Source organism: Mesorhizobium sp. WSM4823 (assembly GCF_055811195.1).
Genome location: NZ_JBVVQL010000014.1, coordinates 1 through 25982, shown reverse-complemented (window position 1 = coordinate 25982; position 25982 = coordinate 1). Strand labels below are relative to the sequence as shown.

Below are 25982 nucleotides of genomic sequence, written 5' to 3'. Positions count from 1 at the left end.
GCTTCTACAGAGGCTCGCCGGGAAAGGCAATAGGAGAACGAACGGCATACAGTGGCAGGGAACGGAATAGAAAGTCCCACGCAAAGTGCCACGGGAGTTCATTTCTTGTTCTCCTCGGCCGCTGGCGCATCCGCCGGCTTCACGATCTGCGCTGCTTCGCTCGCTTCCATAGCTGCCCGCAGATCGTCCTTGGTAAGGTGCGAATAGCGTGAGGTCGTCGCCAGTTCGGAATGACCCAAGAGCTTCTGAGCCGCTTTCAAGTTGCCCGTCGCGCGCACCAGGCGCGTTGCCGCGGTGTGGCGATTGTCGTGGAAACGATAGTCCTCAACGCCGGCTCGGCCCTTGGTGCGGCGCCATTCCGTCTTGAAGCCTTCCATCGATATCGGCTCGCGTTCACCCTTGGTGACGCCTTCGCGCGGGCGCTTGACGACGTAGGTAAACACCGCCGTCTTGTGGTGATTCTTCAGATCCCAGAGCAGAGCATAGATCGCCGCTGTCATAGGGACAGTCCGCGTCTTCTCGCCCTTGCCGGTGACCCGGAATTCGCGGTTGAAGAAATCGACATCCTTCCATTGGAGACCGACGATCTCAGCCCGCCGGCAACCTGACAGGAGCGCAAACCGAAGGGCTGGCGCATAGTCGCCACGAATGGCCGCCATGAACTTGGCTTCTTCCTCCGCCGTGGCCTCCCTGACCCGCTCCTGCGGTTCCTTCAGGAAATGGTCCTTCCACTCGATATCTTCGACGGACTGCTTCCATGTGCGCCTCGCGCGCCGCAACAGAGCCCGCAGGGGTTCGCAGACGCTCCGGTTGACCGTGGCGGCCGAAACTCCTTCACCGCGCCTCTTGGCAACCGCCTTGGCGACCGTGGCGTCTGTGATGGTGGATATCAGGGTCGAGGCGCCGATTTGGTCTTGCAGCCATTCCAGCGATCGCAGCGTGTCGACGCTGTTGCGGTGGAAATTGCCGACCTCGTTCCAGTATTGTGCCGCGGCGGCTTTGAATGCCAGCGGCTTGGACGCATCGAACTGGAGAGCCTTTAGCCGATCTTTTTCGGATTGCTCGACTTTTTCAGCCTCGCGCTTCGACGTGCATCCAGTCGGGCCTGAAAATCGCTGGCGTCGATAACGGAAGTCGTACGAGTATTCCGATTGGCCGGGGCGCTTGAAAACAGACATTTGCGAGCCTCTCGGAACTCTTCCAGGTCGGCCGGATCATACCGCCGTGCTTCTCGTTTCTCGCCCAGCCCGATATTGACGTATCGAATTCGGCCGGCGCAAGCGAGCGCCCGCAGCTGCTTCTCGGATATGCATAGTTCCCGAGCCGCCTCTTCCGGGGAGAGGAGGGACTTAGCCATGCCCGATATCCCCGCTATCCACAGGGGCGCTCATCCCTGCCTCCTTGCTGGGAGAGACACTTGACCGGCGAGGGCGACATCGATTTCACCGAGAATTCCATCATCATCGGCGTCGATCTCATCCAGCAGCGTTTCAACTCGCAATCGCGCATGTTTCAGTGCTTCGCGAAGCTGCTCCACCATATCCGGCACTGCCTGGGCCGGGGCGAGGGCGAGGGCGAGGGCAACAGGCAGTGCTGACCCGACAGGCTTGGCTGCTTGCTTCGCCCTGATCTTGTCGACCTTGGTCCAGATTCGCGCCAGTTCGGTTTCGCCGGCCTCGTGCATGTCGAGATCGTGGGCGAGGCAGTATGCCGCCAGCGTGATCATGACGCCTCCGGCTTCTTGGGACGGATCGCCAGCTTCGCGGTTCCAAACATAGTCCCGCAACGCCAGAACGCGAGCCGGATCGTAGCCGCCCGACTGGAGTAGTTCGAAGACTTCCTCCAAGAGCCTGTCGCCGCGCTCCACCTTGTCGGCGCTGATCTCGGCACCAAAGCACGCCATCATCCAAGGCTGGACGCGAGCCTGCAGCGATTCCTTCACCGCTACAGCAGGAACAGGCTGTGATGCGAGAGCGGCGAATGCTTGGCGTTCTTCGGCGGTGTATCCACGTGCCGGCCACTCGCCCTCGTTGAATTCCATGAGGCTCGGCTTGCCGCCCTGACCAAACAACCATCTGTACAGCGCAACATGGTATTCCGCCTTGAACCGCTCACGAAAACAGTGCGGCGTGACATCACGTTCGCCATGCTTAAACGATACGAAATAGTCGCAGCGGCCGTCACTCAGGCGCATCGGCTTAACGCTAACTTCGATCGCCTTCAGCGCCACAGCCATATCTTCAGAGGGAGATGCAGCCAGTTCGTTTTCGTGTTCGTCGTGAGCGTGCGTCATGGCGAAATCCCTTTGAACAGCGACCGGCGCGGCGGCATTGCCTTGGCTTCGCGTTCTGGCTTGGGCGATTTGGGGAAGGCCGGGCCAGACAGCTTGCCGGCGGGCTTGGTGATGCCGATGTGCTTCTTTCGCACAGCAGCGACCTTGGCCTTGTCGGCGACGTCAGCAGCGGTCTTGATCGCGTGGCACGGCTTCTTGTGGATCGGGGCGAGGTTGCTTTCCCGGTTCTCGCCGCCGTTGATCAATGCTTTGATGTGGTCGGTCTCGACCTTCTGGCCTGGCTGAATAGGCTGGCCGCAGAAATGGCAGATGCCCTTGTCACGATCGAACACGCGCTGGCAGACGCGCGGAGGCGCTTTGGTGTTGTCGGTTTTGCCGATCCATTCCGCCACGGTGCGCGCCATCAGCGCACCCACTCAGGAAACTGTCGGATAAGAAGGTCTTCCGGAATTGCTTCGTGTTTCGGATTGAAGGCCGAAACCTGCTTCATGAAAAACGCCGCACCGAAGAACGCGCATTGATCGCGGACGTCGCGAGCCCACTCTAGATCGCAATCGCGCCATCCGGCCCCGCTCTCGCCGCCGAAGATGATCCAGTCGAGATCGTCAAGCCATGGCGAGAAGTCGATCGGTCCAAGCGCCGGCTCATAGCTGATGCCGATCCAAGGAATGCCTAGTCTCGCTTTCAGGTCGCGAAGCTTATCAACGTCGCGATCGGCCTCGTTCTGGTTGACGACCGTGATCATCAGCCCGACATGTCGCGGCCATTTTCCGTTCAGCCAGTGCGGCGGTATGCGCTTTTCGACAATGCCGACGCGCTTGGTTAGCGGTTGCCAATCGAGCTCCGTATTGCTTTCCATGATCGCGAAAGCCTGGTGCGCCATGCCAATGTCCACGGCGTTGTCCATGATGTCGGCCATTGACGCGACAAACACCCGCTGCCGTCGGCCGTGCGCTTCGAAGAACTTCCTCGCCTTCGCATTCCAGCGGCCCGGCTCATTGAGGTTATGTGCTGAGGTCGGCCTGCGTGGTGCGCCCGGTCCCCAATTGGCGCCGCCGGTGCGTTTGTTGACGCCCTCGGCATAGCAATGGTCGCAGCCAGGCCCGACCTTCTGGCACCCGATCCAGGGGTTCCAAGTCGAATCCGTCCAGGCGATATTTGTGACGACACCCATCAACCAGCCCTCCGCTTGCCCGCGAGAGCCGCATTGATGACGTCGCGCTTTGCCCGAACGATCTTCGCCGATCCGCGGCGGTGCTGTTTTCGGTAGGAGGCCTCGAGCCGGTCGAGTTCTCGCAATTGCGGTAGAGCCCGGCGCGTCTCGCGGTGCTGGCGCCATAGAGCCCATTGGACGAGTGTTCGGCGGATGAGCGAGGTGAGGGTCATGCCCGCACCGCCTTCAACGCTTCGTCGCGCGCGTGGCTTAGCTCTGCCATCGCATCGTGCGAACCGCCCGGCCGGTCGGGGTGATGCTTCTTTGCGAGATCGCGGTATTTTGCGTCGATGGCTGCTTCGTAAACGGCGGCGGCCGGCTCGAAACCAAGCACTTCGCGCCAATGACGCTTTGCGCCAGGCCCTGGTAGGGCGGTGAAGCCCTCGAAGGCCCGCTCCATCATGACGCCGCCGCCGTGACGCTCCAGGGCGCGCATGGCGTCAAGAGCGAGCGCGATCGAGCGCATGTTCTCTTCGGCCCGAACGTGCATGTCGCAGGCCATGACTTTCTGCACGCCCTTCAGCGTGAAGTAGACCGCGACGCCACGATCATCGGGGACACGGCCGCCGGCACGCGGTAGGCCATCTAGGCGCGTTTCATAGTTGCTGGACAGCACGACGTTGCGGGCGCCCATCCGGTCCAATTCCTCGGCTAGCGCATCGCGCGCCTCGGCAAAGGTCCAGTAAGGCGATTGCGACGAATTCCAGCGTCCGGTGCGCTTGAACCGGTTCTTGCTGTCTTGGCGCTTGCCAGCCGGGGTGCGCGGCCAGCCATCGGGCCAGGCGAGGGGATAGGCTGAAACGCTCATGCCCGCCTCCGTTCGTTGCGGTTGAGCACGCGCGAAATCGGCGCATCGAACTTGCCGTCGTCCATCGCCTGCCGCATCGCCTTAACGATGTCGTCGGTGGACGGCGCGTCCGATGATGTGGACAGCCGGACAGGAATGCCTCGGATCAGTGAAACCGTGCCAATCCATGCGACAGCCGAAAACTTCCCGATGATCGACAGAAGGATGACGGTTCCGACGAACGTCCAGAAGCCAGAGAAGATGAATTCCAGAGCGGCTATCACAGCATGCCCTCAAGATACCGCCGCGCGGCATCCGCCTGCAGCTCACCCTTGACCACCTTGTTTGCGGTGTCGGTGCATGCTTTGACGAAATCGAGATGATCCGGCAGTTCCGCCTTCCAAACATCTTTCGCGAAAATGAGCGTGTCTTGCCGCTCCTTGGCGGTTGTCGCCGTAGGATCGGTTGCCGCGTGCAGGAACTTGTCGATGCACTCGACCTTCTTGTTTCGCGTGATGAGATCGGAGGCCGATGACGCGCCGGGTTCTTCCCGCGCTTCAATGTCACCGGCCTCCACAGGCCTGCCAACGGGCTCTGATTGATCGGCAGCGACGGAGCCGGGGGACAGGGCGTCATCGTCGCTGCCGCCATCCGAGGAGGGGGGATTCTCGGACGGTTCTTGAATTGTGGTTCCTGCCTCGTCAGCGGCACCGCCTGACAGCGCGGCGGTCTCGCGAAGCACATGGGCGGTGACGCGCGCCGTCGGTGCGTTGACGAAGATCATCACCCGGCACGGCATAGAGCATGCTCGCCTGGTCATGACGACGCTGGCCGAAACGGACAACAACAAAGCCGCGCTCGAGGCGTCGGCATTCGGCGCCGCATCGGATCTGATCAGGGCCAAGCCGGAATGGGTCGAGGATGCATCAAAATGGCTGGCTGTCTGGGACGCCACGCCGGTCGGCGAGCTCCAGGCGCTGACGCATGACCTTCGCGGCTTCGTGTCGATGCGCGGGGCACTCGCTGGGCTTATTTATGAGCGTATGTGGCGGGCGTATGGGCCGCGGTCTATACAGCCAGACCTATACGATGATCGGAGACGGGCATGAGCGATCCAGTATTTGTCTTCGGAAGCAATCTAGCCGGACGGCATGGTAAGGGTGCGGCTTTGTGGGCGAAACACCACCGGGGGGCGATTTACGGGAGGGGGGAAGGCTTCCAAGGCAACAGCTACGGAATCCCGACCAAGGATGCTCGGATAAAGACTCTGCCGCTCGAGGAGATTGCGCAAGCCGTGGAACGCTTCAAATCGTTCGCTCGTGAGAATGCCGAACTGACGTTCCAATTGACGCCCATAGGCTGCGGCTTGGCCGGATACACACCGGAGCAGATCGCACCGATGTTCCGGGACGCGCCCTCCAACGTCTTGCTGCCTGACGAGTTCAAAGCTGTGCTCAGGGAACTGGAGTAGGCGAGGATGAACATCGGCGAGATAGCAGAAATCTTCATTCGAGCGGCGGAGATCGACCGCAATTCGCACGAGCACGTCGGCCCGGCAGCGCTGAGGGCGCAGCAGATCGCCTATGTCCACACCTATTCCGACAAACTCGGCTGGCGGAAGGAAGTCGGCGACAAGCTCGACCCCAAAGCAGATCCGCTCGCCGACGAGCGCAAAGCATTCTGGGAGCGCATCGCCTCGATGCCCAGTGCGGCCGAGATCAGCGCCATGGAAGCCATCTTCGACTGGCTGAAGGCGACGGATGATGATGCCGAGCGCCGCGCCCTATGGGCATGGGCTCGGGCCAAGGCCGGCGGCAAGTCATTCCGGCGTTGGTGCTTCAAGGTGGAAGGCATCCATCCGCAGACCGGACGGAGGCGAAAAGACCGGGCCTTGCAGCGCATTTCCGATCATTTGGCCGGGAAACGCGATTTGCATGACGAAACGCGCGAAATACGGGTGTTGCCATTCACCCATGAAATCAGCGATGTTTCGGCTACGATCACAGAAGATGCGGGCGAACGGGACTGCCTCAATTCTTGGATCGCAGATGGCGCCTTCGCCAAGATCCTTTCATCGGAGCATGATGATTTTAGCTGGGCTGCCAAGCGCAACGAGCGCCGGCGCCAGCAAGAGGCCAAGCGGCGGGAGGAAGCGGCTTAGGCCCGTCTATTCGTTCGGCGAGGTGCATGTCCATCGGAGGGGCACTTCGCCACCAATTGTCTCCCGGCAAAATCTTACATCGCCGTTGGCAGCGTCCAACTGCCAGTGGTAGTGCGGTGGATAGACCCTTGCTGTAGGGCCTAGCGGTGGCAAAACAGGAAAAAATCGAGCGTTGCCATCTGGGCTGACTCCGCCAATTGTCGGATACGGAGTTCGCTTCAAGAGTACCTGTTCGCCGTAATCTCGAAACCACTCGACTCGGGCCGTGTAGTATGCCGCGTGGGTAAGTCGGGTATCAAAAATCCAGGCCTCTATGGTCCAGCGTCCGGCCAGGTTCGAACCAGGTTCTTGGAATAATTGCACTGAAGCATTGCCCGGATGGAGCGTGAACCGGTCTTCGGCGACAGCTACCGAGGTCAGAGCCAATGTAGCGATAACGATCGCTCTTGCGCGATCCAGCACGGCTTGCAGCATGTCCGCTCCATCTAGAGTAGACGGAAAGTAGATCAGGTTAGATGGCTGTCGGCAAGAAGACGGGCGGTCGCTCAAGAGGCACGCCAAACAGGGCTACAGCGCGTCGGGAGCGCGAGATCGCCAAGAGCGGGACGACGCCTCTCGAATACATGCTGAAGGTCATGCGCGACGCGAAGGCGGAGGCGTCACGCCGAGACGACATGGCCAAGGCAGCAGCTCCCTATGTCCATCCAAAGCTGGCTTCGATGCAGCATACCGGCCGCAACGGCGGTCCTATCCAGACGGTTGATATCTCTCGACTGAAAGGGATGGACGATAAGGAGCTGGAAGTCCTTGAACGAGCACTTGTCCAGATCGGCCTTGTTGACGGCGATCCGCCAGGAGAGGGAGAGCCGCAGGACGGAGAGTGACCGTCAGGCTGAAAGGGTAGACCTTCTCGGCTCCCATCGGGAGTTCACTCGCAAGTTCTTCCTTGAAAAGGAGGGACAACCGTTCTCGGACGCGCCATTCCATCCTGTCATGTGCTCGGTCCTCGACCGGGTGTTCTCTGGCGAGATCAAGCGGCTCATCATCAATATCCCGCCTGGCTACGGTAAAACCGAGCTGGCGGTTGTGAACTTCATTGCCCGCGGCTTCGCGATCAACCCGCGCTCCCGGTTCATTCATGCCAGCTACGCGCAGGCGCTAGCGCTCGACAACTCGAGCAAGGTCAAGGACGTCCTCAGCCTGGAGGGATACCAGGCGCACTGGCCTGTCACGCTCCGCATGGACACCAAGGCCAAGGGGCTTTGGCGAACCACCAGTGGCGGCCAGTTGCGTGCCGCGGCGTCTGGCGAGCCTATCACCGGCTTTCGCGCCGGCATCCTTGCCGAACCCGGCTTTACCGGCGCATTGGTCATAGATGACCCGCTGAAGCCAGATGATGCGGCTTCCGATACGACGCGGAAGTTCATCAATGAGCGGTGGGAGAACACGTTCAGATCCCGTCTGGCGCATGAGGATGTGCCAGTCATCGTCATCATGCAGCGATTGCATGTCGACGACTTCACGGCGCACCTGTTGGAGAATTCTGGCGAGCATTGGCATCTGCTGTGCCTCCCTGTCCTGATCGACGGGCCGGGTGAGGCTCCACAAGGCAACGTCTCACTGATCCAGCATGGCCTACCAGACGGGCCGCTTTGGTCTGAGAAGCACACGCTCGATCAGATCAAGGTGCTGCAGGGCGCACAGCACGTCTATGCCGGACAATACGGGCAGAACCCGGTGATGGCCGGCGGAAACCTGTTCAAGACGGAGTGGCTTGCCGAATACGAGACCGAGCCGAAACTAGCGTGGCGGGCCATCTACGTCGACACCGCGCAAAAGACGAAAGAGCGCAACGACTATACCGTCTTCGAGCATTGGGGATGCGGCGTCGACGGGAAGGCCTATCTGCTCGATCTGGTGCGAGGCCGATTCGAGGCGCCGGAACTGGAATCGACGGCGCTGACGCTTTGGAGCGCAGCCAAGGCCATGGACGTCGGTCACTTCGGCTATCTCCGAAAGATGGTGGTCGAGGATAAGGTCTCCGGAACAGGTCTCATCCAAGCCGTGCGGCGGAAGTCCGTCCCGGTGGTCGCTTTGCAACGCGAGAAAGACAAATACACGCGGGCGCTCGATGCTGTGCCCGCGACGGCTGCCGGCCTTGTGGCCATCCCGAAAAGCGCGAAGTGGAAGGCGGCATTCATCTCCGAGGTCGCGGCTTTCCCAGATGGATCGTTCGATGATCAGGTCGACCCCTTTATTGATGCGGTCGTCGACATATGCGGGGGCAGCCTGACCTACACCATCTCCGATATGCAAAAGGCCTTCGCATGAACGATCTCGTCAAGCCGCGCGTGCGCATGCATGCCGACGGCACAGTCACGTTCATGGATGGCTTCGCCAATCTCCTGTCGGGGCTCGGGCTCGGCAATCCGAAGACAGCGGCGAATAGCTATCTGCTGAATTGCTCGCAAGTCGACCTCGAGGCCGCGTATCGGACCTCCACCTGGTTCGGCAAGATCGTCGACATCCCCGCCGATGACGCGACCAGGGCGTGGCGGTCGTGGCAGGCCGACAATGACCAGATCGAGCTATTGGAAGGCGAGGAGAAGCGCCTGCAGGCCAAGCAGAAGGTGCGCCAGGCGCTGATCTGGTCGCGGCTCTACGGCGGCGCGGTGATCATTCCGGGCGGATTGCCTGGTGCGCCTGAGACGCCATTGCCGATCAATCGCGTCGGGAAAGGATCAGTCAAGTTTTTGACCGTGCTTCACCGGTACGATGACATCAATCCACACGGCATGATCCGCGACCCGATGAGCGAGTTCTACGGCCAGCCGGAATACTGGACCATCAACACCGAGGGCGCGCAGCAGACGAAGCTCCACCCGTCCCGCGTGATCCTGTTCAACGGCCGTAAGACTGCGACGCGCCTTGGTGGCGAGGAGATCTGGGGCGATAGTGTCTGGATGCACCTCGAGGACGCGGTTCGCAACGCTGATGCAGGTGCTGCCGTCATCGGCGCCCTGATGCAGGAAGCCAAGATCGACGTTGTCCGCGTCCCCGACATGATGATGGGCATGGCCACCGCCGAGTATGAAGCGGTCATGCTCAAGCGCTTCCGCATGGCGGCGATGCTGAAGAGCATTTCAAACGTGCTCCTCCTCGACAAGGAAGATGAGTGGGACCAGAAGCAGATCACATGGACCGGTATCCCCGATGTGGTGACGCTGCTGCTGACGATCCTATCTGGTGCTGCCGATATCCCGGTTACGCGCTTGATAGGGACCAGCGCCAAGGGGCTGAACGCCACGGGCGAGGGTGACCTTCGCAACTACTACGACAACGTCAACGCCAAGCAGGATCTCATTCTCTCGCCGGCGCTGACGCCGCTTGATGAGATGCTGATCCGCTCGGCGCTCGGCTCGCGGCCGGCCGGCGTCTGGTATGACTGGGACCCGCTGTTCCAGCCGACCGATAAGGAACAGGCCGAAGTCGACAAGCTCGAAGCCGAGACGACGCAGATTTACGCGAATAGCGGGCTTCTGCCGGCCGACGCGCTCGCGAAGTCCGTTCAGAACCGCATGGTTGAGAGCGGGCGCTGGCCGGGGCTTGAGCAGGCGCTTGAGGAATCGAATGAGGAAATTCAGTTGCCTGAGGATGATATCGAGGAGGAAGGCGCTAGTCGCGGGGGCTAAAGGCTTCACTCGGATAGAATTGCCGCAAGAGCGATCGTAGTTGTTCGTTTGTAAGGTATTTCAGCATCCGAAATTCAATTACGAACTTTCGGAAATCGTTGGATTGCTTCGTTAAAGCGTTCAGACCGACCAAACCGATTTCTGCCGTGCTGAGTTGGCTCCTCACAAGGTTCCCGTATCTCTGCTTGTCCTCATCGCTAAGATAGCTGTCTTCGGAAACCCGTCTCAAAAGCGTGTAGATCAAACGAAAGTATGGCCCCAAAGCGTTTTCGCTATCCATGAGAACACCTCGAGCATAAAGGCCGGCTATCTCCTCTTCAGTAACCTGTCGACCATGCCGGGTCGCAGTCTCAGCCCAAACCGTGAAGTCATCAAAGGCCGATTTCAAAGCGTCTGGCCCCTTGGTCTGCCGCCTATTCGGAAAACTCGCACTGTACTCCACCTCAGAGCGTAGCTCCCTCATGAGGGCAAGCAATTGGAAGAACGACGATTCGAACCTCTGAAGGTGTTGCTCCCGTTGAGCGATCGACAATTGCCTCTGTTGCTCCCTTAGAGTGAGCAGGACGCCTATGAACGCAAACGCTGCAAACAGAGCGTTCAAAGACCCAAAAGTGTCGCCCCATTGGCCATAACGCTCCGAGTCCCAAGGCAGACCCAGTCGCTCGAAAATCCACGCTTGGGAGAACCATAGCGCCCAAACTATTAGTGCGATCGCGCCAACGATATACGCCGTTTCATCCCCCAGGTGGCTATTCTGACAACTTAAGAGGCCACATTCAATGCGCATCGACCTCCGCCGCATGGCCAAGGCGAACGGCATTCGCAAGCCGCGCATTGAGATCGCGGCCATCGTCACCACAAAGGCGCAGGCCGACGATCTGGCGCGGCTCTACATGCGCACGGTGCGGATATGGGCCACAGGAGCCGGGGAACGCATCAAGCCTGCCTACGCCCGCGCGCTGGCTGATCAGCAGGCTATGGACGGCATGACCCTCGACAGGGCCGGCGATGTCGAAGTCGAGATCGAAGCGGTGAACAACGAAGCGGTGCGCTCGATCTTCACGTTTCGCGGCTTGTTGCAGTCGTGGGCTGAGACCATTCAGGCTTGGCACATGCGCCGCTTCGTGTCGCAGCTGGTCTACTCGACCAATGTGGACCTCTCGACCCAGATGTATGCCGGCGAGATGCAGGAGACCATCGAGGACGTTCTTGCCCGCAACATGGCGCTGATCCGCGATGTATCGGACCAGGCGAGGGGCAGGATTTCCGACATCGTGTTTCGCGGCTTACAGAACCGGACACCGGCAAAGGAAGTCGCGGCCGAGATCGCCAAGGTGGTCGGCCTGGCGCGGGATAGGGCGCTGCGCATCGCCGGTGACCAGACCGTGAAGCTTTCGGCCTCGCTCGATCGACAGCGCCAGTTGCAGGTCGGCATGACCAGCTTCGAATGGCGGCATAGCGGGAAACTCCACTATCGCCCCGCGCACAAGGCGAGGAACGGCAAGGTGTTCGCCTGGGCGAGTGACGTCGGCCGCAACGATGCGCCCGGCATGGCGCCGTTCTGCGGATGTAAGGCCAAGGGCGTGTTGGAGCTCGACTGATGGCACTCGTCACCGGCGCCGAGCGGCATAGCCAAAGGCTCAAGAAAGCGCGGAACGTGACGAAGCAGGTCGTGGCAGCGCTCTACAGTGCCGGCCAGGACATCGAGCTCGACGCCGAATACTCGATTACCGCCGGCAGCGTCTCGGGGAAGGGGCATGTCCCCTCCCTGCCTGGACAGCCACCAAATCGGGACAGTGGCGACCTCGATAGCAAGATCGACACGACCGTTGTGGCCCATAGCCCGCCGACCGTGCACGTCACCGCCCATTCTGACCATGCAGTCGAGTTGGAGTTCGGCACGTCCAAAATGGCGGAGCGTCCGTTCATGCGGCCGGCTACGGAAAAGAACCGCTCCAAAGTTGGGCGCAAGGTCGCTAACGCCGTCCGCGTGACGATTAGGAGAGGATAGAGGCAAAGATGAACCTCTTCGACAAGATCACATTGGACGGCGTTCGCCGCACCAGTGACGGCTACCTCGTGGCTGACGCAAAGGTGGCGCGCACCGGGATCCAGGAATATCGCGGCTGGGAAGTCGGCAAGCCTGACATGGCCGTGGTGCGGGTCTACCGGCCCGAGGCTGAGGTGTTCTCAAAGGATGCGCTTCACAGCTATGCCCATCGCCCGGTAACGCTCGACCATCCCGATGAAGCGGTCACGGCCGACAACTGGCGCGATCACGCCATAGGCCAGACCGGCGGCGATGTTGCCCGCGACGGCGAGTTCGTCCGCGTACCGCTCGTCCTCATGGACGCCAAGGCCATTGAGGCGGTCCAGAACGGCAAGCGAGAGCTTTCCATGGGCTATTCCGCCGAGCTCGTCTTCGACAGCGGCACGACGCCTTCTGGCGAGGCCTACGACGCCATCCAGACCAATCTTCGCATGAACCATCTCGCCGTCGTCACCATGGCGAGGGGCGGTTCGCAACTGAAAATCGGTGACAAGAAACCAGGAGAACGGTCAATGACGACCCGAACCATCATTGTTGACGGCCTGTCGGTCGAGTTGGCCGACAAAGATGCCCAGATCGTGCAGCGCGCGATCGACGGCCTGACAAAGCAGATCACGGACGCCGCAACGGCTGCCGCTGCTCATACCAATGCCATCGCCGCAAAGGACGCCGAACTCGCCAAGAAGGACGCCGAGATCGACGACCTGAAGGGCAAGGTGCTCGACGCCAAGGCGATCGATGCAAGGGTCACGGCCCGCGCCGACCTGATCACCAAGGCCAAGGCCATCGCCGCCGACATCCAGACCGACGGCAAGTCCGATGACGATATCCGCAAGGCTGCCGTCGTCGCCAAGCTCGGCGATGCCGCGATCAAGGACAAGCCGCAGGCCTATATCGATGCCCGCTTCGATATCCTCGCCGAGGATGCTGGCGGCGCCGACCAGGTCCGCGATGCAATCACGCACCTTCGGCCGTCCACCGGCCTGACGGATGCTGCCAAGGCCGAGAAGGACGCTCACGCGGCCTATCTGGCCCGCTTCGAGCGCAAGAAGTCGGCGTAAGCGCCGGCTCTCAACCAATCACCGCAACCCTTTGGCCGGCCACTGAGCCGGCCTTTTCAATGGAGAGAAGCGAATGCCTCCCCTTCAGACTACTATTCCGAGCTCCATGGCGCCTGGCGTCGTTGGTCGCCGGCAAAACATGGAAGAGTGGAACGGTCTCACCGGCATCGCCGAGGACACCGTTGCCAATCCGATCGGCTTTGCCCAGCCCGTCATGCGCGGCACCGCGGGCGAACAGGTCAAGAAGTATGCCGCCGCAGGCAAGTTCCGCGGCATTACCGAAGCTGACGTGACACTCGGCGCCGCCGTCTATCCCGAGGGTTACAATGTCCCCGTGATGGAAAGCGGTGTCATCTGGGCGCTGGCCGGTGCTGCCTGCACCATTGGTGGCCCGGTCTACTGGATCGCTGCCTCGGGCAAATACACCAGCACCGTGGGCACGAACCTGCTGATCCCGAACGCCGAGTTCGACAGTGCGGCCACTGCCGATGGTCAGTTGGTGCTTATCCGGCTGCGTCGCATCCCGGCCGCCCCGTAACCCTCAATCCGACAAGAACGCCGCGAGGCAGTCCAGTCCCTCAGAAGGATCAAATTCAATGCAGCCTTTCAACATCTTCGACGCGGATCCGGCGCTGGTCTTCAGCTTCGCGCGTCAACAGAGCCATGTGCTCAATGCCCGCATCTACGAGATCGAGTATCCCGAAATGGATTACGCCGCTCTCGTACCGATCAACACCGCCTATCCCGAATGGGCATCGGGCGTCGACACCCTGATCGGCGACATCGTCGGTAAGGCGGAATGGCAGTCCGGCTATGCCAAGGACATCCCGCTTGCCGACACCACGCTCGCCATGGTGTCGACCAGCTTCGACATGTACGCGGTCGGCTACCAGTGGAACATCGAAGAGCTCGGCAAGGCCGCGTTCCAAGGCTTCCCCCTGACCAACCGCCGCGCCGAGGCTGCGCGTCGTGCTTCCGAGGAGTTCCTTTGGAACAACGTTCTCCGAGGCTCGACACAGAAGAAGTGGACCGGGCTGATCAACAGCACGTACATCACTCCGGTCGCGGCGCCGAATGACGGGACTGCTGCCACTACGGCATGGGTGAACAATCTCGGCGTCGGTCAAAAGACGCCGGAGCAGATCGTCCGCGACATCAACATCATGATCATGGGTCCGATCGCGAACCCGGATCAGGTGATTACGAGCTCGCTCGCCGATACCATCCTGCTCCCGTCGCTGGCCTACCGGTATATTGCTGGAACGCCCTACGGCGTCACCAGCCCCGGCATGTCGATCCTGCAGTATGTCATGTCCAACAACGTCTACCGCCTGCGCACCGGCCGCGATCTCATGATCCGGGACCTGGCCGAACTGTCAAGGGCGGCAACCGTCGGCATTGCCGGCGGCGGCCGTGGCATCGGCTATCGCAACAGCATCGACGTCCTCGAAATGCCGCTGCCGATGGCGTTCCGCTTCCTGCCTGTCTACCAGGATGGGCCGCTGAACTTCGTCGTGCCGGGCATCTCCCGTACCGGCCCGATCGACATCAAGCGTCCGTTGTCGATGCGCTATCTCGACGGCATCACGCCCGTCCCGGCCTGATTGGCACACTGACAGCGCGGTCCCGGTTTTGATCGGGGCCGCTCCCTTCCTCGCTCCCTATCGTCCGGAGATGGTCCATGCACAAGATAGTCAATCTCACGAATTCTCCGTACGACATCAAAGTGGAGGGCGGCGGCATTGAACGCCTGCCGGCCCGCGGCGAGTTGGAGAATGTTTCCATAGATCCGATGCATCTGCCGCTTTACCGCACGCTCGGCTATTTCGTGCTGACGGAAGTTGCCGAGAAGGCGAAGAGGGCACCGAGAGCCAAGAAGCCGGCAGCACTCGTCGACCCCGCATTGGCCAAGCTGCGCGCCGAATACACTGAACTGACCGGCAAGCGCCCCTACATGGGATGGAAAGCCGACGAGCTTCAGAAGCGCATCGACGCGGCGCTGGCGGCCTGATCCATGGCCTACGAAGCCGTCACACCTGCCGATTTCAAGGCAGCAAAGCCGCAGTTCGCAGCCGTGCCAGATCCAACCGTGCAAATGTACCTCGACATGGCGGCGCGCCTCGTCGACCAGTCTTGGATGGCCGGCGATTACAAAAATGCGATCATCGCCTTCGCCTGCCACCTGATGACGCTGGAAGGGCTGGGCACCGATGCCGATAGCCAGTCTCATGCGTCCGGTGCGGCCCAATATGAGACTATCAAGTCCGGCGCCTTGACGCTGACCCGGTTCCGCGCCGCGGCCAGCGCGACGACGTCCTACATGGACTGGCTGAATTCAACGCCTTGCGGGAAATACTTCGTGTTTCTTCTACGGCTCAATCGCGGCGGCCCGCGTGTCGCTACCGTCTCGACCATTACGCCGAGCGGCTACGCCAAGGACTGGTGCGGCCCTGCCTATGGCTGGCCAGGAGTGTTCTACTGATGGCCGGCTTGCTCGACAGCAACGTCCTGCAGGGCATCTTCGGTTCTGTGCTGTCCTCGATCTACGGCGACGGCTCACTCATACGAGTGACCATGCAGCGCCAGCCAGGCGGGACAATCATCCCAGTCGAGCAACCACCGGTCCCAATCAAGGTTCAGGTCGATGCCTGCACCGAGGCAATGCGTCAGCAACCCGGCTACACCGATACCGACGTGCGCCTGCTGATCCTCCAAAGCGGCGTCACCGGCGCCAAACCAAACACCGATGACATCGTCATTGCGCAGGGCCAGCGCCGCAAGCTCTTCGGCATCACCGAGGATCCGGCCCGCGCCTATTGGGAATGCCGCGGCATAAGGGATGCGACCAATGAATAATCGCTGGTTCAGGGTCACCGCCGATCGCTTCGACTGGATCATTCGGCCTGGCCTGATGAAGTCGTTCAAGCACGGCCAGGTCGCATACGAGCCGACGACCTGCGTCGAGTATGGCCTGTCTATCGGTGCGATCGAGACCATTGCGAAGCCGAAGGACGCCAAGATCGGCAAGGACGGAAAGATCACCTGGAATGCCGACTGACATCTCCGGCCCACTGAAGGTCGCCGTCATCAGCCATCTCGAGGGCGATGCAGCGCTGACCGCCATAGTGCCGGTCGCGCGCCTGTACGGCATGCAGGTGCCAGCCAAGCCGAAGTACCCATACATCCGCTATGGCTCGCCGATTTCCACCGGCTATGAGGCGACGTGCTGGGATGGTGCAGCGGTTCGCGTCACCCTGCATGCCTTTGCCGAGACATCGCCCATCGGCGCCGGCGAGGACAAGGCGGCAAGGATCGCCGCGCTCATCATCGACCGCATGAAAACGTTCGCGCCGGCCGGTCTCGGCATTATCGAAAACGAGTGGGTCAATACGAACCTCATTCGCGATGAGCCAGAGGCCGACCGCTGGCACGCAATCACTGAATTCTCGATCACAGCGGTTCTCGCCTGATCGACGCCTGAAAACGACCCTGGCAAGGTCGCCCGGCCCGCTGAACCGCGCGCCAGTCCCTCAGAAGGAGCCTATCCATGGCACAGGAAGACTATTCGATCCGCTTCGGCCAGCAGCAGTTTCTTGTCGAAGAGCCTGCCGGCAGCGGCATCTTCAGCGCGCCGTGCGGCATCACCGGGCTTACCCGGTCGGTGACCACCAACACGAACGATATCGAACTCCCGCCGTGTGATGACCCGGATGCAGTGGTCTGGCTTGGTGTCGATCCGGTGTCGAAGCGCATGACCCTGACCTTCACCGGCACGCTCGCCGATAAGGCTCTTCCGGTCTGGGATGCATGGTCGATGACCGACGACACGGAAGGAGCCTTCCGCGATATTCGCTGGTATCGAAATATCGGCGCGCCGAACCAAGGCTATTGGGAGGGCAGGGCGCTTCTCACCGAATATGAGGAATCGTCCGAAGGTCGCGGCCGCTATACCAATTCCGGAACTGTGGTCTGGGATGGGCGGCCGAATTGGGTCTCGATCCCGCCGGCGCCGGGCATCACCACGCCTGTTTCGATCCCGGCGACTGCTCCGGTGGTCGGCACGCCGTTCACCGCGGTCACCGGCACTTATACCGGCGCGCCTACGCTCGCCTATCAGTGGTTCGCAAACAACGTCGCAATCGCTGGTGCCAATGCGATCGGCTATACACCGGTCGTCGGCGATATCGGCAAGCTGCTGCATGTGGTCCAGACGGCAACCAACGCCTCCGGCAGCATCAATACGCAGTCCGCCAAGTCACTCGCGGTCGTAGCGGCTTGAGGTGAGGCGTGAGTAACCCGAACCTCTCATCCGAGGTCGTTCTTGCTTGGGGCGACGACAAATACCTCTTTGCCCTGAAGGGGAAGCAGATCGAGCATCTGGAAAAGGCTTGTGACGCTGGCATTGCAGAGCTTGCAAACCGCGTCATGTCGCTCCGGCCTCGCTATGGCGACCTCTATCAGATCATTCTCCTTGGACTGGAAGGCGGCGGAATGCCACCAACCCAGGCCAAGGCGATGATGGACCGCTATTTCGAGGGCAGGCCGATCGCCGATCCTCGGGACGAGGCATCGCCCTTGGCAACAGCCGCCAAGGTCATGCAGGCGGTGTGGTTCGGGATGGAGGATATTCCATCGGGGGAAGCCGGGGCCGGGGAAACCCCGGCAGCAAAACCGACTTCGCCGGATACCGGGCAGCCTTCCTCGACAGCGGAGTAGACCCGCGCGCCATAGAGACGATGAGCCTCTACGAGATCGTCTCGATGCTCCGGGCGCTGGAAAAGCGGCGCACCAAGGATAAGCCGACCGTTTCCGACGAGGAATGGGCACAGGCCGAGGATCTGCTCCGGTCTGTCACCCTCAATGACCCGAACGTGAGGCTGTAATGGCGATTGTCGCTGATCAGGTCATTGTTGAGCTTCAGGCGAAGGTCGACCGGTATAACCGCAATGTCCTCAATGCCGAGCGCCAGTTCACCAGATCCATGTCGTCCATCAGGACGTCAGCGCTCGGAATGTCGGCAAGTCTCGTTTCCGCATTCGCCGGGACTGCTGCGGTTCAGGGTGCGCAGCGGCTTATTGATGCGGCAACGCGCATCGACAACGCGCTCAAGGTGGCGGGACTTTCCGGCGCACAATTGGAGCAGGTTTACACCCGGCTTCGCGATAGCGCGACACGCAATGCGGCGCCGCTCGAGGCGCTGGTCGAGCTCTATGGCCGCGCTTCACTTGTCCAGAAGGAGCTAGGCATCTCCGGTGAGGAGTTGCTTAACTTCACAGACAAGATCGGTGTCGCTCTTCGCGTTTCCGGCAAGTCAGCAGCGGAAACATCTGGCGCGCTATTGCAGTTGAGCCAGGCTCTCGGCTCGGGCGTTGTACGGGCGGAGGAATTCAACTCGATACTCGAGGGCGCGCTTCCGATCGCGCAGGCCGCCGCGGCTGGTCTGGAGGAGGCGGGCGGGTCGGTTTCGAAGTTGCGCCAACTGGTTATCGATGGCGCGATTTCATCGGAGGCGTTCTTCCGAGCGTTTGAAGCGGGAAGCGTCATCCTTGATGAGAAGGTCAAGGGCTCGGTCCTGACAACCTCGCAGGCCATTGAGAACGTCACCACGGCACTTATCGACGCCGCGCGGGAATTTGCGAAGGGCAGCCTCGTAGCAACCGATCTGGCCAGCGCCTTCCAGATGATGGCAAACACCATCAACAGCGTCGATTTCGAAGCGTTCGGCGCTGAAGTCCGCAAGCTCATTGGTTGGCTAGAAAGCGCCGCCACCTGGCTGAATTACGTAAGGAACGCAGCAGGTAATCTCGGAGCGAGCGTTGGCGACTCACTGGGCTTGGACAATGTTGGGAAATTCCTATCCGAAACCGACATTGGAAAAGCAATTGGCATACGTACGCTAAGACCAGATGCAGAGCGATTCGGCGGCCCTACCTCGAACGCAGACCCGGCCGCTGTAAAAGCCGTTGCTGACTACGCAAAGCGAAGGGCGGACGCACTCGTCCTCGAGGGTGTAAAGACAACCGACAAAACCGGAAGAGTCCCGGCAACGCCGACTGTTAAGCCGGTTTCGTTGGCTGATTTTGCTGCACCGGATGCTAAGGCCAGCGCGGCGAGCACGAAGGCTGCAGAGCGGGCCGCCAAAGATGCCGCCGAGAAGATTGACCGGGCCGTCGCAGACCAGACCGCCATCGCCGTGGATGCCGCAACCTTGCTTCTCGGCAAGAATGAGAATGCGAACCGCGGGGAGATTAACAGCTTCCTGAAGGCCGGCGGTGTCGATCTGGATGCAGCCACAAGCGCGTGGTGCGCCGCCTTCGTCAATTCCGCCTTGGCGCAAGTCGGCGTGAAGGGATCAGGCAGCAACGTAGCGACCGACTTCCTGAATTGGGGGAAGGGGGTCAGCGCGGCCAATATCCAAAAGGGTGACGTTCTCGTTGATGCAAACGGCAGGAGTGCCGGGCAGACAGGCGGCCATGTTGGGTTTGCTACGGGCAACTTGCGCGCCACGGCGGACGGCATTGCTCAGATTGAAATGCTGTCCGGAAACGCCTCCGACAAGGTGACAACGGAGTGGGTCAACGCAAGCGAGGTGGTCGCACGCCGCGCCGCTGATGCGTTCCAGGTGCCGGCCGACGCGCTGTCTCATCTGACGCAGGAATCCACCACAGCCAAGGTGGCGGCAGACCAGCTGGCCGCGAGCTATGAAGCCTGGGGCCAAGTTGCGCAGACCGCCGTTAATGGCCTTGCTACCGCCCTGGCCGACGGCAAGATCGAAGGCCGCGAGCTACTGCAAATCCTTGCCCAAGTCGTTCAACAAATGCTGTCGATGCCGTCGATTGGTGGTTCTGGCGGATTTGGAGGTTTTCTCTCCAGTCTGCTCGGCGGCATTCCGGGCTTCGCCGGCGGCACGAACTACGCTCCAGGCGGCTTGGCCATGGTCGGCGAGCGCGGGCCGGAACTTATCAACCTGCCGCGCGGGTCTCAGGTCATCCCGAACAACAGGATCGGCGGCGCGCAGCAGGCGCAGCAGGTGCGGGTAACCGTGGGCGTGTCGGCCGACAATAATGGCAACCTCCTACCGTTCGTCGAGCGCGTTTCGCAGAACACGGCCGGCGGCGTCATGAAGGCCGGCATCTCGGAATACGACCGTGGTCTTCCCGGCCGCTTCGGCGACATCATGGAGCGGAACGGATGACGGTTACTCTGGACTATCCGCTCTGCGTCCTGACGCCGCGGAGCGTCAGCCTGACCGTCGATTACAACACGCGCCCTGGTCAGCAGGCCACCAATGGCATGCGACGGTCCCGCGGTTATTCTGGTGCGCAATTCCGACTGACGCTGAAAGACATCTTCATAAATTCGACCGCCAAGGTGCGCACGATGCGTGGCTTTCTCGCCAACATCGAGGCAGACAGCCAACTGGTGCGGATAAGGCTGCCGGACCTGTACGGGATCGATGGTCCATGGAGCATTGCGACCAAAGCGACACGTCAGGCGCACCCGCTTGGCATCCCATTCGCCACGGACGCGCTCTATGCCACTGGCGTCGGCCATGCTGTGCCGACATTGGAGGCAGCGCTGAGTGCGCCAGCCGCGCTGAACGATCGGGAAATCTACGTCACCGCCGACAGCGAACTGCCCGGCGGCTGCGCCATCTCGATCAACGAGTTCTGCTACATGCTCGCCGGGTCATGGATGGAGCCGGATGGCTCGAATCGTCTCAAACTGTCGCCGGTCCTGCGGCAAGCGGCAAGCGCAGGCGCCATCGTCTCACTTGCTCCGGTGTTTGTCGGATATTGCACGACGGCGGTACCTGCGTCCGAGGAACTGCACCTCGCCAAGCGCGGCGCGGTCACGCTTGAATTTGTCGAAGATCTCACCCGCCTGGTCGAAAGCGTCGACTAAATGTTTTCACAAACGATCAAGGAATACACGCGCGGCAACCACGTGCATCTGCTGGTGCTGGGCGAATTCCAGTTCCTGTCCGGCACGCAATATCTGCACAATGAGGGCGGCATCGCCATTTCGCGCGGCTTCGACGGCATCAAGGAATCGATCCAGTGGAAGGGTCTGCAGGGGCTAGCCAGAGTGTCGAACCTCGGCGCCTCCAAGATCGGCGCATCGCGTCAAGTGACGTGCACGCTGAATGCCGACGACCCGACGTTGAAGACGCTATTTGCCGAGCATCAGCGCGACATCAGGGGGCGCTTTTTCCGCTTCTGGGGCCAGTTCTACAACAACGAGATTCAGCCGCTTGACCCGCGTTTCCACCTCTACACCGGCATCGGCGACCGGCTGGCGATGAACAAATCCGGGCCGTCGTCGCGGACATTGACCCTGATGCTCGAGGACTGGTTCGTGCGGCGGCGGCGCTCAGCGAATTCAATGATCACCAACAGCGACCAGCAAAAGCGCGATCCCGGTTCCACCGGCTTCATGTACGTCAACCAAATGATCGACAAGAGCCTCAATCTCTTCGACGCCAATGCCTGATCTTCTCGACGATTATCTCGCCCGCGAGCGCGAAAGCGACTTCGTCTGGGGTGAGGCAAATGGCGACTGCATCCTATTCCTGATCGGCTGGGGCAAGCTCGTCAAAGGTGTCGATTTCGGCGTCTCCTGGCGCGGCCTATACCACAGCAAGGAAGAGGCCCGGGCGCTTCTGGAGCGCCGCTGCGGGCTCATTCCCCACATGGTCGACTATCTCGGGCCGCCCCGCATGGGCAGTCCGGCGGCGCGCGGCGATGTCGGCATCCTGCAAACCAAGGACTGGACGTTCGGCATGATCTTCGACGGGAGCAGCTGGGCAATGCGGGATCATCCGAAGGGCGTGAGGCACCTGCACATTGGCGTCGATTGTGTCTGGTCGATGGGTTATGCCGCATGAGACCACGTCTCAGCGATGTCAGGCTGCTCGAAAGCAGTCTCAGCCCTGACAATCTGCTAAAGATGTCGGGCCGCGACCCGCTGTCGGCCATCATCCTGACGCTTATCACGAACAGCCCGGTGTTCTTTCTCGGGCCGGCCGCCGTCAGCGCCATTGCCGGCGCCATCGTGTCGACGATCGGCTACGGCCTGACGGCAGCACTGACGTTGGCGCTGCAAAAGCCGCCGCCGAGCGCCAAGCCGTCCGACATCCAGACCAATATCAGGCAGCCGATCTCACCGCGCCGGCGCATCTACGGCCGGTTCCTGACCGGATCTGTGATCGTGTTCGCCTTCCGCCGCGGCCAGAAGAGTTATCTGCTGCACTATATCAGCGAGGGGCCGATCGAAGGCTTCGTCTCGATCCGCCTCGATAAACGGCCGGTGACGCTCGACGAAGACGGTTTCGTCACCGAACGTCAATACCACGCTGACAACCGTTCCAGGGTCCAGATCCTGACCACGCTAGGGCTGTCGACCGACGAACCGTTCCAGGCAATCCTCGACGCCTTCCCCGAGCTCGACGATTCGCTAAAACCGTTCCGTCACCGCAGCTGCGTGATGGTGCTGCAGATCTGCGAGCAGGTCGGCACCTCGAAGATGCCGACCGTCTACCCTAACAACATGCCATCGCTTCAGGTGGTGATCGACGCCTTCAACAACATCTATGATCCCCGCGGCGGGACATCTGGCCTGACCACCAATGCCGGGCGATGCCTGCTGGCCGAGACGATGGATGTCTATGGTTTTACGCCTGCCGATACCGAGTTCGTCAACTTCGATGCATTTGCCGCCTTCTGCGATCACAGCGACGAGCCGGTTCCGCTGAAATCAGGCGGTGTCGAGCCGCGTTACCGTGCGACCGGCATGATCCTGGCAAACGCGGAAAACGAGGAGCGCATCAAGACGATCGCCTCGGTCTGCAATGCCGATGTGTTTATCGATCCGCAGGGCCGCATCTCGGTGCGCCAGAAAATGCGTTCGGTTCCCGGTATCGCGCTGCGTGCCAAGAACGGCGATCACTTCAGCGTCGACCTGGTCGGCGGTCGTGCCATGCAGAAGTCGTTCAACACCGTCAAGGTCACCTATCTCGACCCCGCGCTCAATTATAAGGAGAACGAGGTGGCGTGGCGTCATCCTGATCTCTTCGCGGACGACGGCGGGGAACTTAGCGAGCCGATCAGCCTTTTGCTCTGCCCATCGCCGACACAGGCGCAGCGCTTGGGCAAGCTCTATCTGCACGAGCAGAACCCGGATTTTTCCGGCAGCCTGACCTCGGGACCGCAGGCGCTCGACCTGCTGGAGGATTACGCCTTCACGCTCGACCTGTCGCCGGAAGACGAGTTGGTGCGCGTCGCCAATGCAATCGGCGGCATAGAATACGATGCTGATGCCATGACAGTCTCGGCGAACTTTGTCGTGCTGGGCGCAGGCGCGCTCGACTGGGTACCAGCGATCGACGAGCAGGACGATGTCACCATCCCGCCGGTGCTGCCGTCCGACATCGAAGACGTCACGCTCGACGTCACCCCGACGGTGGAGCTGGCGGCCAACTCGGCGCCGATCCTCAAATTCGCTTGGGTGGCGGCCGGGGCCGGTGTGTTGCCGGACAGCTATACGCAAGAGCTGCAGGTGTCGGCGGCGGGTGCTGACGACTGGTTCGACGCCTCGGTTAACCAGGATCTCGACAATGCCCAATACACCGCGATCGTCGACGGCGGCGCCTACGACTGGCGCATCCGCAACAAGGACGGCAACACACCGTTCGACTGGCAGAATTCCACCGCGCCGGTGATTGTCGTCGTCGACACGACCGCCCCTGTCGCGTTGCTGACCTTCTCGGCGTCGGACGGAACCGGGCAATTCTCAGCCAATTTCGGCACGGCCAATGATAGCCATCTGGCGACGGTGGCTGTCTACAAGGTGGTCTCGGGTGGAGTGCTTAACCGCACCACAGATCGGGTCGCGCCACCCTATGCCGTGGCGCCCGGAATCTCCTACGCGCTGCCGATACTGTCCGATCCGGGCAGTTTCGACATTTACGCCGAGCCGTTCAACCGATCGAGCATTGCAGGCCCGCTGGCCGGGCCGTCCGCCGCGATCGTCAGCTAAAATCCAGAGGATCACCAATGGCGACCATCAAGGAACTGGGCCGCAAAGCCTGGCGCAAATATGTCGTGGATGGCGTGTCGGGGTCCGGTTTCAACAGGCCGGACACGACCGACATTTTTCCGTTCGTCGACGAAATCGATGCGCGCGTCAATGCTGTCGAGTCTCTGGCGTTCAGCGGTGTCAAGCTCAAGCAGTCGGTGCGCCTGCTCGTGGCCACCAATGTTGCCATCGCGACGGCGATGGAAAATGGCGACACGCTGGATGGGCTGACGCTGGCAACTGGCAATCGGGTCGCGCTGACTGGCCAGACTGCGCCTGCACAGAACGGCGTCTACGTCGTTCAGGCCTCCGGAGCGGCCGTTCGGTCGTCGGACATGAACACTCCGGACGACATTGTTGGCGCAACCTTCACCATCGACGCCGGCACTCACGTGGCGGAGACATGGGCCTGTACGACGCCTTCGCCCATCACCGTCGGCACGACGGCACTCACGTTCGTGAAGTCGGCCTCTTCCAATGCCCTCCTCGGGGAGGTGGATGCGCTCGGTGTGCAGGTAGAGAGCGTGGCCGCCACGGTTGGGTCGCAGATCGTCGGTCCCGTTGCCATCACTGGCACAGGAACGGTCGTGACCAATGCTGCTGCCGTGTACTTCTGGCCCGACATGCTCGAGACTTTCGTCCAGTACATCACCACGCTGCAGCTGGGCGCGAGCAGCCCTGGTGCTCTCGAGCTTGTCGTTGCCTTCGTCGAGGGCGACGGCACGCTCTCGCTGATCTCGCAGCAGCAGGTTAGCTTTGCCGCAAGCACCGTCGCCTTCGCTCTCACCAAGGCTGTCGAGGTTCCCGCTGGCTGCATCGCCGGCATTCGGTGGATCAGCGGCGGCCTGAACTATACCTCCGGCGCCATCCCTGGAGGCGCGAGCAGTTGGTTCACTGCAGCCATGCCCACCTCGCACACCGCAAAAACGGTCGCTACGTCCAACGGCATACAGTGGAAGGCGACTCTCGTCGGCGAGGTCGCCGCGCAGTCGAGCGCTGCCTACGAACTCATCGACGTCGTCGGCACCAGGCTGGACATCGGCTGGCCGTCGCTCGTCAACACCGGCACTGACACCCCGAGCAACTACAGCGTCATCCCGCAGGTGCCTGCGGCGACTGATGGCTCCATCACCCAAGTCCAGGTGGGGGCCGATCAGTCCGGAGCGGCAAGCATCCACGTCGTCCAGTACAACGGCGACCTGACGGTCGACGTGATCAGCACGACGGCCATCACCCTGGAGAACGGGGTCGTGGCGATTCCCATGCGCATCCCGATTGCGGCGGGACAGTACGCAGCCATCTCTGGAGGTGCCTACAAGTATCAGCCGAACAACAATCCGCAGGGCATCCGTGCGTGGGTGAGGTCTGGCATTCTGTCGAATGGTGCTGTTGTCATCAATCAGGCCGCGCATCGCTTCGAGGTGAATTTCGTCATAGAGACGGGCCTGTTCGCCGACGTCTCGCTGGCCAATAGCAGTGGTGCCGGCAACTCCGGTCTGAGTCTGCTGGAAGACGCAGATCCCAATGGCGTCGTGGACGCGACTGCGATATTCGCGTCGGCTGCGGCTGCGCTGCGCATTTCGCAAAAGCCGGACAGGGGTTCCGCTAATTCCCGGACAGTGGTTTCGCTAATGTCGGGACAGTCTGGC

34 protein-coding genes and 1 pseudogene are annotated in these 25982 nt (G+C 61.3%); 25 read left to right on the top strand and 10 right to left on the bottom strand.

The annotated features are described in order from the left end of the window. Window positions 1-98 precede the first annotated feature (98 nt). The 9 genes and pseudogenes from AC0L26_RS26410 to AC0L26_RS26370 form a co-directional block, all read right to left on the bottom strand. Window positions 99-1178 carry a site-specific integrase gene (locus AC0L26_RS26410; protein WP_473635216.1) on the bottom strand — a complete coding sequence of 360 codons (1080 nt, stop codon included), beginning with the start codon at window positions 1176-1178 and terminating at the stop codon, window positions 99-101. 14 nt (window positions 1179-1192) lie between these two features. Further along, a pseudogene (locus AC0L26_RS26405) lies at window positions 1193-1357 on the bottom strand (helix-turn-helix domain-containing protein); the annotation flags it as partial. 30 nt (window positions 1358-1387) lie between these two features. After that, window positions 1388-2293 carry a hypothetical protein gene (locus AC0L26_RS26400; protein ID WP_473635215.1) on the bottom strand — a complete coding sequence of 302 codons (906 nt, stop codon included), beginning with the start codon at window positions 2291-2293 and terminating at the stop codon, window positions 1388-1390. Further along, window positions 2290-2697, bottom strand: a complete 408-nt coding sequence (locus AC0L26_RS26395) for an HNH endonuclease (protein ID WP_473635214.1) — start codon at window positions 2695-2697, stop codon at window positions 2290-2292. The genes AC0L26_RS26400 and AC0L26_RS26395 overlap by 4 nt, the downstream gene beginning before the upstream one ends. Continuing rightward, window positions 2697-3467 (bottom strand): DUF5131 family protein, encoded by a 771-nt coding sequence (locus AC0L26_RS26390; RefSeq protein ID WP_473635213.1) that lies wholly within the window; start codon window positions 3465-3467, stop codon window positions 2697-2699. The genes AC0L26_RS26395 and AC0L26_RS26390 overlap by 1 nt, the downstream gene beginning before the upstream one ends. After that, on the bottom strand, window positions 3467-3679 hold the full coding sequence (locus tag AC0L26_RS26385) for a hypothetical protein (protein WP_473635212.1): 213 nt from the start codon (window positions 3677-3679) through the stop codon (window positions 3467-3469). The genes AC0L26_RS26390 and AC0L26_RS26385 overlap by 1 nt, the downstream gene beginning before the upstream one ends. After that, window positions 3676-4314 (bottom strand): J domain-containing protein, encoded by a 639-nt coding sequence (locus tag AC0L26_RS26380; RefSeq protein WP_473635211.1) that lies wholly within the window; start codon window positions 4312-4314, stop codon window positions 3676-3678. The genes AC0L26_RS26385 and AC0L26_RS26380 overlap by 4 nt, the downstream gene beginning before the upstream one ends. After that, window positions 4311-4577 (bottom strand): hypothetical protein, encoded by a 267-nt coding sequence (locus tag AC0L26_RS26375; RefSeq protein ID WP_473635210.1) that lies wholly within the window; start codon window positions 4575-4577, stop codon window positions 4311-4313. The genes AC0L26_RS26380 and AC0L26_RS26375 overlap by 4 nt, the downstream gene beginning before the upstream one ends. Further along, on the bottom strand, window positions 4574-5080 hold the full coding sequence (locus tag AC0L26_RS26370) for a hypothetical protein (RefSeq protein WP_473635209.1): 507 nt from the start codon (window positions 5078-5080) through the stop codon (window positions 4574-4576). The genes AC0L26_RS26375 and AC0L26_RS26370 overlap by 4 nt, the downstream gene beginning before the upstream one ends. Here AC0L26_RS26370 and AC0L26_RS26365 point away from each other — a divergent pair. The 6 genes from AC0L26_RS26365 (at window position 5064) to AC0L26_RS26340 (ending at window position 10146) form a co-directional block, all read left to right on the top strand. Then, window positions 5064-5402 carry a hypothetical protein gene (locus tag AC0L26_RS26365; RefSeq protein ID WP_473635208.1) on the top strand — a complete coding sequence of 113 codons (339 nt, stop codon included), beginning with the start codon at window positions 5064-5066 and terminating at the stop codon, window positions 5400-5402. The two genes, AC0L26_RS26370 and AC0L26_RS26365, sit on opposite strands and share 17 nt — an antisense overlap. Then, complete coding sequence (locus AC0L26_RS26360) at window positions 5399-5764, top strand: A1S_2505 family phage non-structural protein (RefSeq protein ID WP_473635207.1); 366 nt, start codon at window positions 5399-5401, stop codon at window positions 5762-5764. The genes AC0L26_RS26365 and AC0L26_RS26360 overlap by 4 nt, the downstream gene beginning before the upstream one ends. Window positions 5765-5770: 6 nt before the next feature. Beyond that, window positions 5771-6454: a hypothetical protein gene (locus tag AC0L26_RS26355; protein WP_473635206.1), complete on the top strand. Its 684-nt coding sequence runs from the start codon at window positions 5771-5773 to the stop codon at window positions 6452-6454. Between the two features lie 515 nt (window positions 6455-6969). Then, the gene (locus AC0L26_RS26350) at window positions 6970-7338 is read left to right on the top strand and encodes a hypothetical protein (RefSeq protein WP_473635205.1); all 369 of its coding nucleotides are present in this window, start codon (window positions 6970-6972) and stop codon (window positions 7336-7338) included. Continuing rightward, complete coding sequence (gene terL / locus AC0L26_RS26345; RefSeq protein WP_473635204.1) at window positions 7262-8785, top strand: phage terminase large subunit; 1524 nt, start codon at window positions 7262-7264, stop codon at window positions 8783-8785. The genes AC0L26_RS26350 and terL overlap by 77 nt, the downstream gene beginning before the upstream one ends. After that, a complete protein-coding gene (locus AC0L26_RS26340; protein WP_473635203.1) occupies window positions 8782-10146 on the top strand; it encodes a DUF1073 domain-containing protein in 1365 nt (454 codons plus the stop codon). The genes terL and AC0L26_RS26340 overlap by 4 nt, the downstream gene beginning before the upstream one ends. On the opposite strand, the gene AC0L26_RS26335 is transcribed toward AC0L26_RS26340, so the two are convergent. Continuing rightward, window positions 10130-10426 carry a putative phage abortive infection protein gene (locus tag AC0L26_RS26335; protein WP_473635331.1) on the bottom strand — a complete coding sequence of 99 codons (297 nt, stop codon included), beginning with the start codon at window positions 10424-10426 and terminating at the stop codon, window positions 10130-10132. The genes AC0L26_RS26340 and AC0L26_RS26335 overlap by 17 nt on opposite strands. A 499-nt stretch (window positions 10427-10925) precedes the next feature. Between AC0L26_RS26335 and AC0L26_RS26330 the strand changes: the two genes are divergently transcribed. The 19 genes from AC0L26_RS26330 to AC0L26_RS26240 form a co-directional block, all read left to right on the top strand. Continuing rightward, window positions 10926-11747, top strand: a complete 822-nt coding sequence (locus AC0L26_RS26330; RefSeq protein ID WP_473635202.1) for a minor capsid protein — start codon at window positions 10926-10928, stop codon at window positions 11745-11747. After that, on the top strand, window positions 11747-12157 hold the full coding sequence (locus AC0L26_RS26325) for an HK97-gp10 family putative phage morphogenesis protein (protein ID WP_473635201.1): 411 nt from the start codon (window positions 11747-11749) through the stop codon (window positions 12155-12157). The genes AC0L26_RS26330 and AC0L26_RS26325 overlap by 1 nt, the downstream gene beginning before the upstream one ends. A gap of 8 nt (window positions 12158-12165) precedes the next feature. Then, window positions 12166-13257: a DUF2213 domain-containing protein gene (locus AC0L26_RS26320; RefSeq protein WP_473635200.1), complete on the top strand. Its 1092-nt coding sequence runs from the start codon at window positions 12166-12168 to the stop codon at window positions 13255-13257. 73 nt (window positions 13258-13330) lie between these two features. Beyond that, window positions 13331-13795, top strand: coding sequence for a structural cement protein Gp24 (locus AC0L26_RS26315; RefSeq protein WP_473635199.1), 465 nt, complete (start codon window positions 13331-13333; stop codon window positions 13793-13795). 58 nt (window positions 13796-13853) lie between these two features. Further along, the gene (locus tag AC0L26_RS26310; RefSeq protein ID WP_473635198.1) at window positions 13854-14861 is read left to right on the top strand and encodes a major capsid family protein; all 1008 of its coding nucleotides are present in this window, start codon (window positions 13854-13856) and stop codon (window positions 14859-14861) included. A gap of 77 nt (window positions 14862-14938) precedes the next feature. Then, window positions 14939-15268: a hypothetical protein gene (locus AC0L26_RS26305; RefSeq protein ID WP_473635197.1), complete on the top strand. Its 330-nt coding sequence runs from the start codon at window positions 14939-14941 to the stop codon at window positions 15266-15268. A gap of 3 nt (window positions 15269-15271) precedes the next feature. Beyond that, on the top strand, window positions 15272-15739 hold the full coding sequence (locus tag AC0L26_RS26300) for a DUF4054 domain-containing protein (RefSeq protein WP_473635196.1): 468 nt from the start codon (window positions 15272-15274) through the stop codon (window positions 15737-15739). Further along, window positions 15739-16113, top strand: a complete 375-nt coding sequence (locus AC0L26_RS26295; protein ID WP_473635195.1) for a hypothetical protein — start codon at window positions 15739-15741, stop codon at window positions 16111-16113. The genes AC0L26_RS26300 and AC0L26_RS26295 overlap by 1 nt, the downstream gene beginning before the upstream one ends. After that, window positions 16106-16315, top strand: coding sequence for a hypothetical protein (locus AC0L26_RS26290; RefSeq protein ID WP_473635194.1), 210 nt, complete (start codon window positions 16106-16108; stop codon window positions 16313-16315). The genes AC0L26_RS26295 and AC0L26_RS26290 overlap by 8 nt, the downstream gene beginning before the upstream one ends. After that, window positions 16305-16727 carry a DUF3168 domain-containing protein gene (locus tag AC0L26_RS26285; RefSeq protein ID WP_473635193.1) on the top strand — a complete coding sequence of 141 codons (423 nt, stop codon included), beginning with the start codon at window positions 16305-16307 and terminating at the stop codon, window positions 16725-16727. The genes AC0L26_RS26290 and AC0L26_RS26285 overlap by 11 nt, the downstream gene beginning before the upstream one ends. A 77-nt stretch (window positions 16728-16804) precedes the next feature. Continuing rightward, window positions 16805-17536 carry a phage tail protein gene (locus AC0L26_RS26280; RefSeq protein ID WP_473635192.1) on the top strand — a complete coding sequence of 244 codons (732 nt, stop codon included), beginning with the start codon at window positions 16805-16807 and terminating at the stop codon, window positions 17534-17536. 8 nt (window positions 17537-17544) lie between these two features. Then, window positions 17545-17973, top strand: a complete 429-nt coding sequence (locus AC0L26_RS26275; protein ID WP_473635191.1) for a gene transfer agent family protein — start codon at window positions 17545-17547, stop codon at window positions 17971-17973. A gap of 20 nt (window positions 17974-17993) precedes the next feature. Continuing rightward, a complete protein-coding gene (locus tag AC0L26_RS26270; protein WP_473635190.1) occupies window positions 17994-18140 on the top strand; it encodes a hypothetical protein in 147 nt (48 codons plus the stop codon). Beyond that, window positions 18140-20452 carry a tape measure protein gene (locus AC0L26_RS26265; RefSeq protein WP_473635189.1) on the top strand — a complete coding sequence of 771 codons (2313 nt, stop codon included), beginning with the start codon at window positions 18140-18142 and terminating at the stop codon, window positions 20450-20452. Before AC0L26_RS26270 ends, AC0L26_RS26265 begins: the two co-directional genes overlap by 1 nt. Continuing rightward, the gene (locus AC0L26_RS26260) at window positions 20449-21162 is read left to right on the top strand and encodes a hypothetical protein (protein ID WP_473635188.1); all 714 of its coding nucleotides are present in this window, start codon (window positions 20449-20451) and stop codon (window positions 21160-21162) included. Before AC0L26_RS26265 ends, AC0L26_RS26260 begins: the two co-directional genes overlap by 4 nt. Continuing rightward, on the top strand, window positions 21163-21750 hold the full coding sequence (locus AC0L26_RS26255) for a hypothetical protein (RefSeq protein ID WP_473635187.1): 588 nt from the start codon (window positions 21163-21165) through the stop codon (window positions 21748-21750). Further along, window positions 21743-22144, top strand: coding sequence for a DUF6950 family protein (locus AC0L26_RS26250; RefSeq protein ID WP_473635186.1), 402 nt, complete (start codon window positions 21743-21745; stop codon window positions 22142-22144). Before AC0L26_RS26255 ends, AC0L26_RS26250 begins: the two co-directional genes overlap by 8 nt. Next, window positions 22141-24294 carry a phage tail protein gene (locus AC0L26_RS26245; RefSeq protein WP_473635185.1) on the top strand — a complete coding sequence of 718 codons (2154 nt, stop codon included), beginning with the start codon at window positions 22141-22143 and terminating at the stop codon, window positions 24292-24294. The genes AC0L26_RS26250 and AC0L26_RS26245 overlap by 4 nt, the downstream gene beginning before the upstream one ends. A 17-nt stretch (window positions 24295-24311) precedes the next feature. Next, a partial coding sequence (locus AC0L26_RS26240; protein ID WP_473635184.1) for a hypothetical protein occupies window positions 24312-25982 on the top strand: 1671 nt, incomplete at its 3' end.

What these genes read in the sequence shown, in the direction of transcription:
- AC0L26_RS26270 (WP_473635190.1), top strand. Translation starts at nt 17,994, where the DNA reads ATGAGCCTCTACGAGATCGTCTCGATGCTCCGGGCGCTGGAAAAGCGG.
- AC0L26_RS26380 (WP_473635211.1), bottom strand. Translation starts at nt 4,314, where the DNA reads ATGAGCGTTTCAGCCTATCCCCTCGCCTGGCCCGATGGCTGGCCGCGC.
- AC0L26_RS26250 (WP_473635186.1), top strand. Translation starts at nt 21,743, where the DNA reads ATGCCTGATCTTCTCGACGATTATCTCGCCCGCGAGCGCGAAAGCGAC.
- AC0L26_RS26245 (WP_473635185.1), top strand. Translation starts at nt 22,141, where the DNA reads ATGAGACCACGTCTCAGCGATGTCAGGCTGCTCGAAAGCAGTCTCAGC.
- AC0L26_RS26395 (WP_473635214.1), bottom strand. Translation starts at nt 2,697, where the DNA reads ATGGCGCGCACCGTGGCGGAATGGATCGGCAAAACCGACAACACCAAA.
- AC0L26_RS26410 (WP_473635216.1), bottom strand. Translation starts at nt 1,178, where the DNA reads ATGTCTGTTTTCAAGCGCCCCGGCCAATCGGAATACTCGTACGACTTC.
- AC0L26_RS26290 (WP_473635194.1), top strand. Translation starts at nt 16,106, where the DNA reads ATGAATAATCGCTGGTTCAGGGTCACCGCCGATCGCTTCGACTGGATC.
- AC0L26_RS26335 (WP_473635331.1), bottom strand. Translation starts at nt 10,426, where the DNA reads ATGGATAGCGAAAACGCTTTGGGGCCATACTTTCGTTTGATCTACACG.
- AC0L26_RS26280 (WP_473635192.1), top strand. Translation starts at nt 16,805, where the DNA reads ATGGCACAGGAAGACTATTCGATCCGCTTCGGCCAGCAGCAGTTTCTT.
- AC0L26_RS26400 (WP_473635215.1), bottom strand. Translation starts at nt 2,293, where the DNA reads ATGACGCACGCTCACGACGAACACGAAAACGAACTGGCTGCATCTCCC.
- AC0L26_RS26385 (WP_473635212.1), bottom strand. Translation starts at nt 3,679, where the DNA reads ATGACCCTCACCTCGCTCATCCGCCGAACACTCGTCCAATGGGCTCTA.
- AC0L26_RS26305 (WP_473635197.1), top strand. Translation starts at nt 14,939, where the DNA reads ATGCACAAGATAGTCAATCTCACGAATTCTCCGTACGACATCAAAGTG.
- AC0L26_RS26355 (WP_473635206.1), top strand. Translation starts at nt 5,771, where the DNA reads ATGAACATCGGCGAGATAGCAGAAATCTTCATTCGAGCGGCGGAGATC.
- AC0L26_RS26390 (WP_473635213.1), bottom strand. Translation starts at nt 3,467, where the DNA reads ATGGGTGTCGTCACAAATATCGCCTGGACGGATTCGACTTGGAACCCC.
- AC0L26_RS26255 (WP_473635187.1), top strand. Translation starts at nt 21,163, where the DNA reads ATGTTTTCACAAACGATCAAGGAATACACGCGCGGCAACCACGTGCAT.
- AC0L26_RS26285 (WP_473635193.1), top strand. Translation starts at nt 16,305, where the DNA reads ATGCCGACTGACATCTCCGGCCCACTGAAGGTCGCCGTCATCAGCCAT.
- AC0L26_RS26360 (WP_473635207.1), top strand. Translation starts at nt 5,399, where the DNA reads ATGAGCGATCCAGTATTTGTCTTCGGAAGCAATCTAGCCGGACGGCAT.
- AC0L26_RS26330 (WP_473635202.1), top strand. Translation starts at nt 10,926, where the DNA reads ATGCGCATCGACCTCCGCCGCATGGCCAAGGCGAACGGCATTCGCAAG.
- AC0L26_RS26260 (WP_473635188.1), top strand. Translation starts at nt 20,449, where the DNA reads ATGACGGTTACTCTGGACTATCCGCTCTGCGTCCTGACGCCGCGGAGC.
- AC0L26_RS26320 (WP_473635200.1), top strand. Translation starts at nt 12,166, where the DNA reads ATGAACCTCTTCGACAAGATCACATTGGACGGCGTTCGCCGCACCAGT.
- AC0L26_RS26295 (WP_473635195.1), top strand. Translation starts at nt 15,739, where the DNA reads ATGGCCGGCTTGCTCGACAGCAACGTCCTGCAGGGCATCTTCGGTTCT.
- AC0L26_RS26325 (WP_473635201.1), top strand. Translation starts at nt 11,747, where the DNA reads ATGGCACTCGTCACCGGCGCCGAGCGGCATAGCCAAAGGCTCAAGAAA.
- AC0L26_RS26350 (WP_473635205.1), top strand. Translation starts at nt 6,970, where the DNA reads ATGGCTGTCGGCAAGAAGACGGGCGGTCGCTCAAGAGGCACGCCAAAC.
- AC0L26_RS26300 (WP_473635196.1), top strand. Translation starts at nt 15,272, where the DNA reads ATGGCCTACGAAGCCGTCACACCTGCCGATTTCAAGGCAGCAAAGCCG.
- AC0L26_RS26315 (WP_473635199.1), top strand. Translation starts at nt 13,331, where the DNA reads ATGCCTCCCCTTCAGACTACTATTCCGAGCTCCATGGCGCCTGGCGTC.
- AC0L26_RS26265 (WP_473635189.1), top strand. Translation starts at nt 18,140, where the DNA reads ATGGCGATTGTCGCTGATCAGGTCATTGTTGAGCTTCAGGCGAAGGTC.
- AC0L26_RS26310 (WP_473635198.1), top strand. Translation starts at nt 13,854, where the DNA reads ATGCAGCCTTTCAACATCTTCGACGCGGATCCGGCGCTGGTCTTCAGC.
- AC0L26_RS26340 (WP_473635203.1), top strand. Translation starts at nt 8,782, where the DNA reads ATGAACGATCTCGTCAAGCCGCGCGTGCGCATGCATGCCGACGGCACA.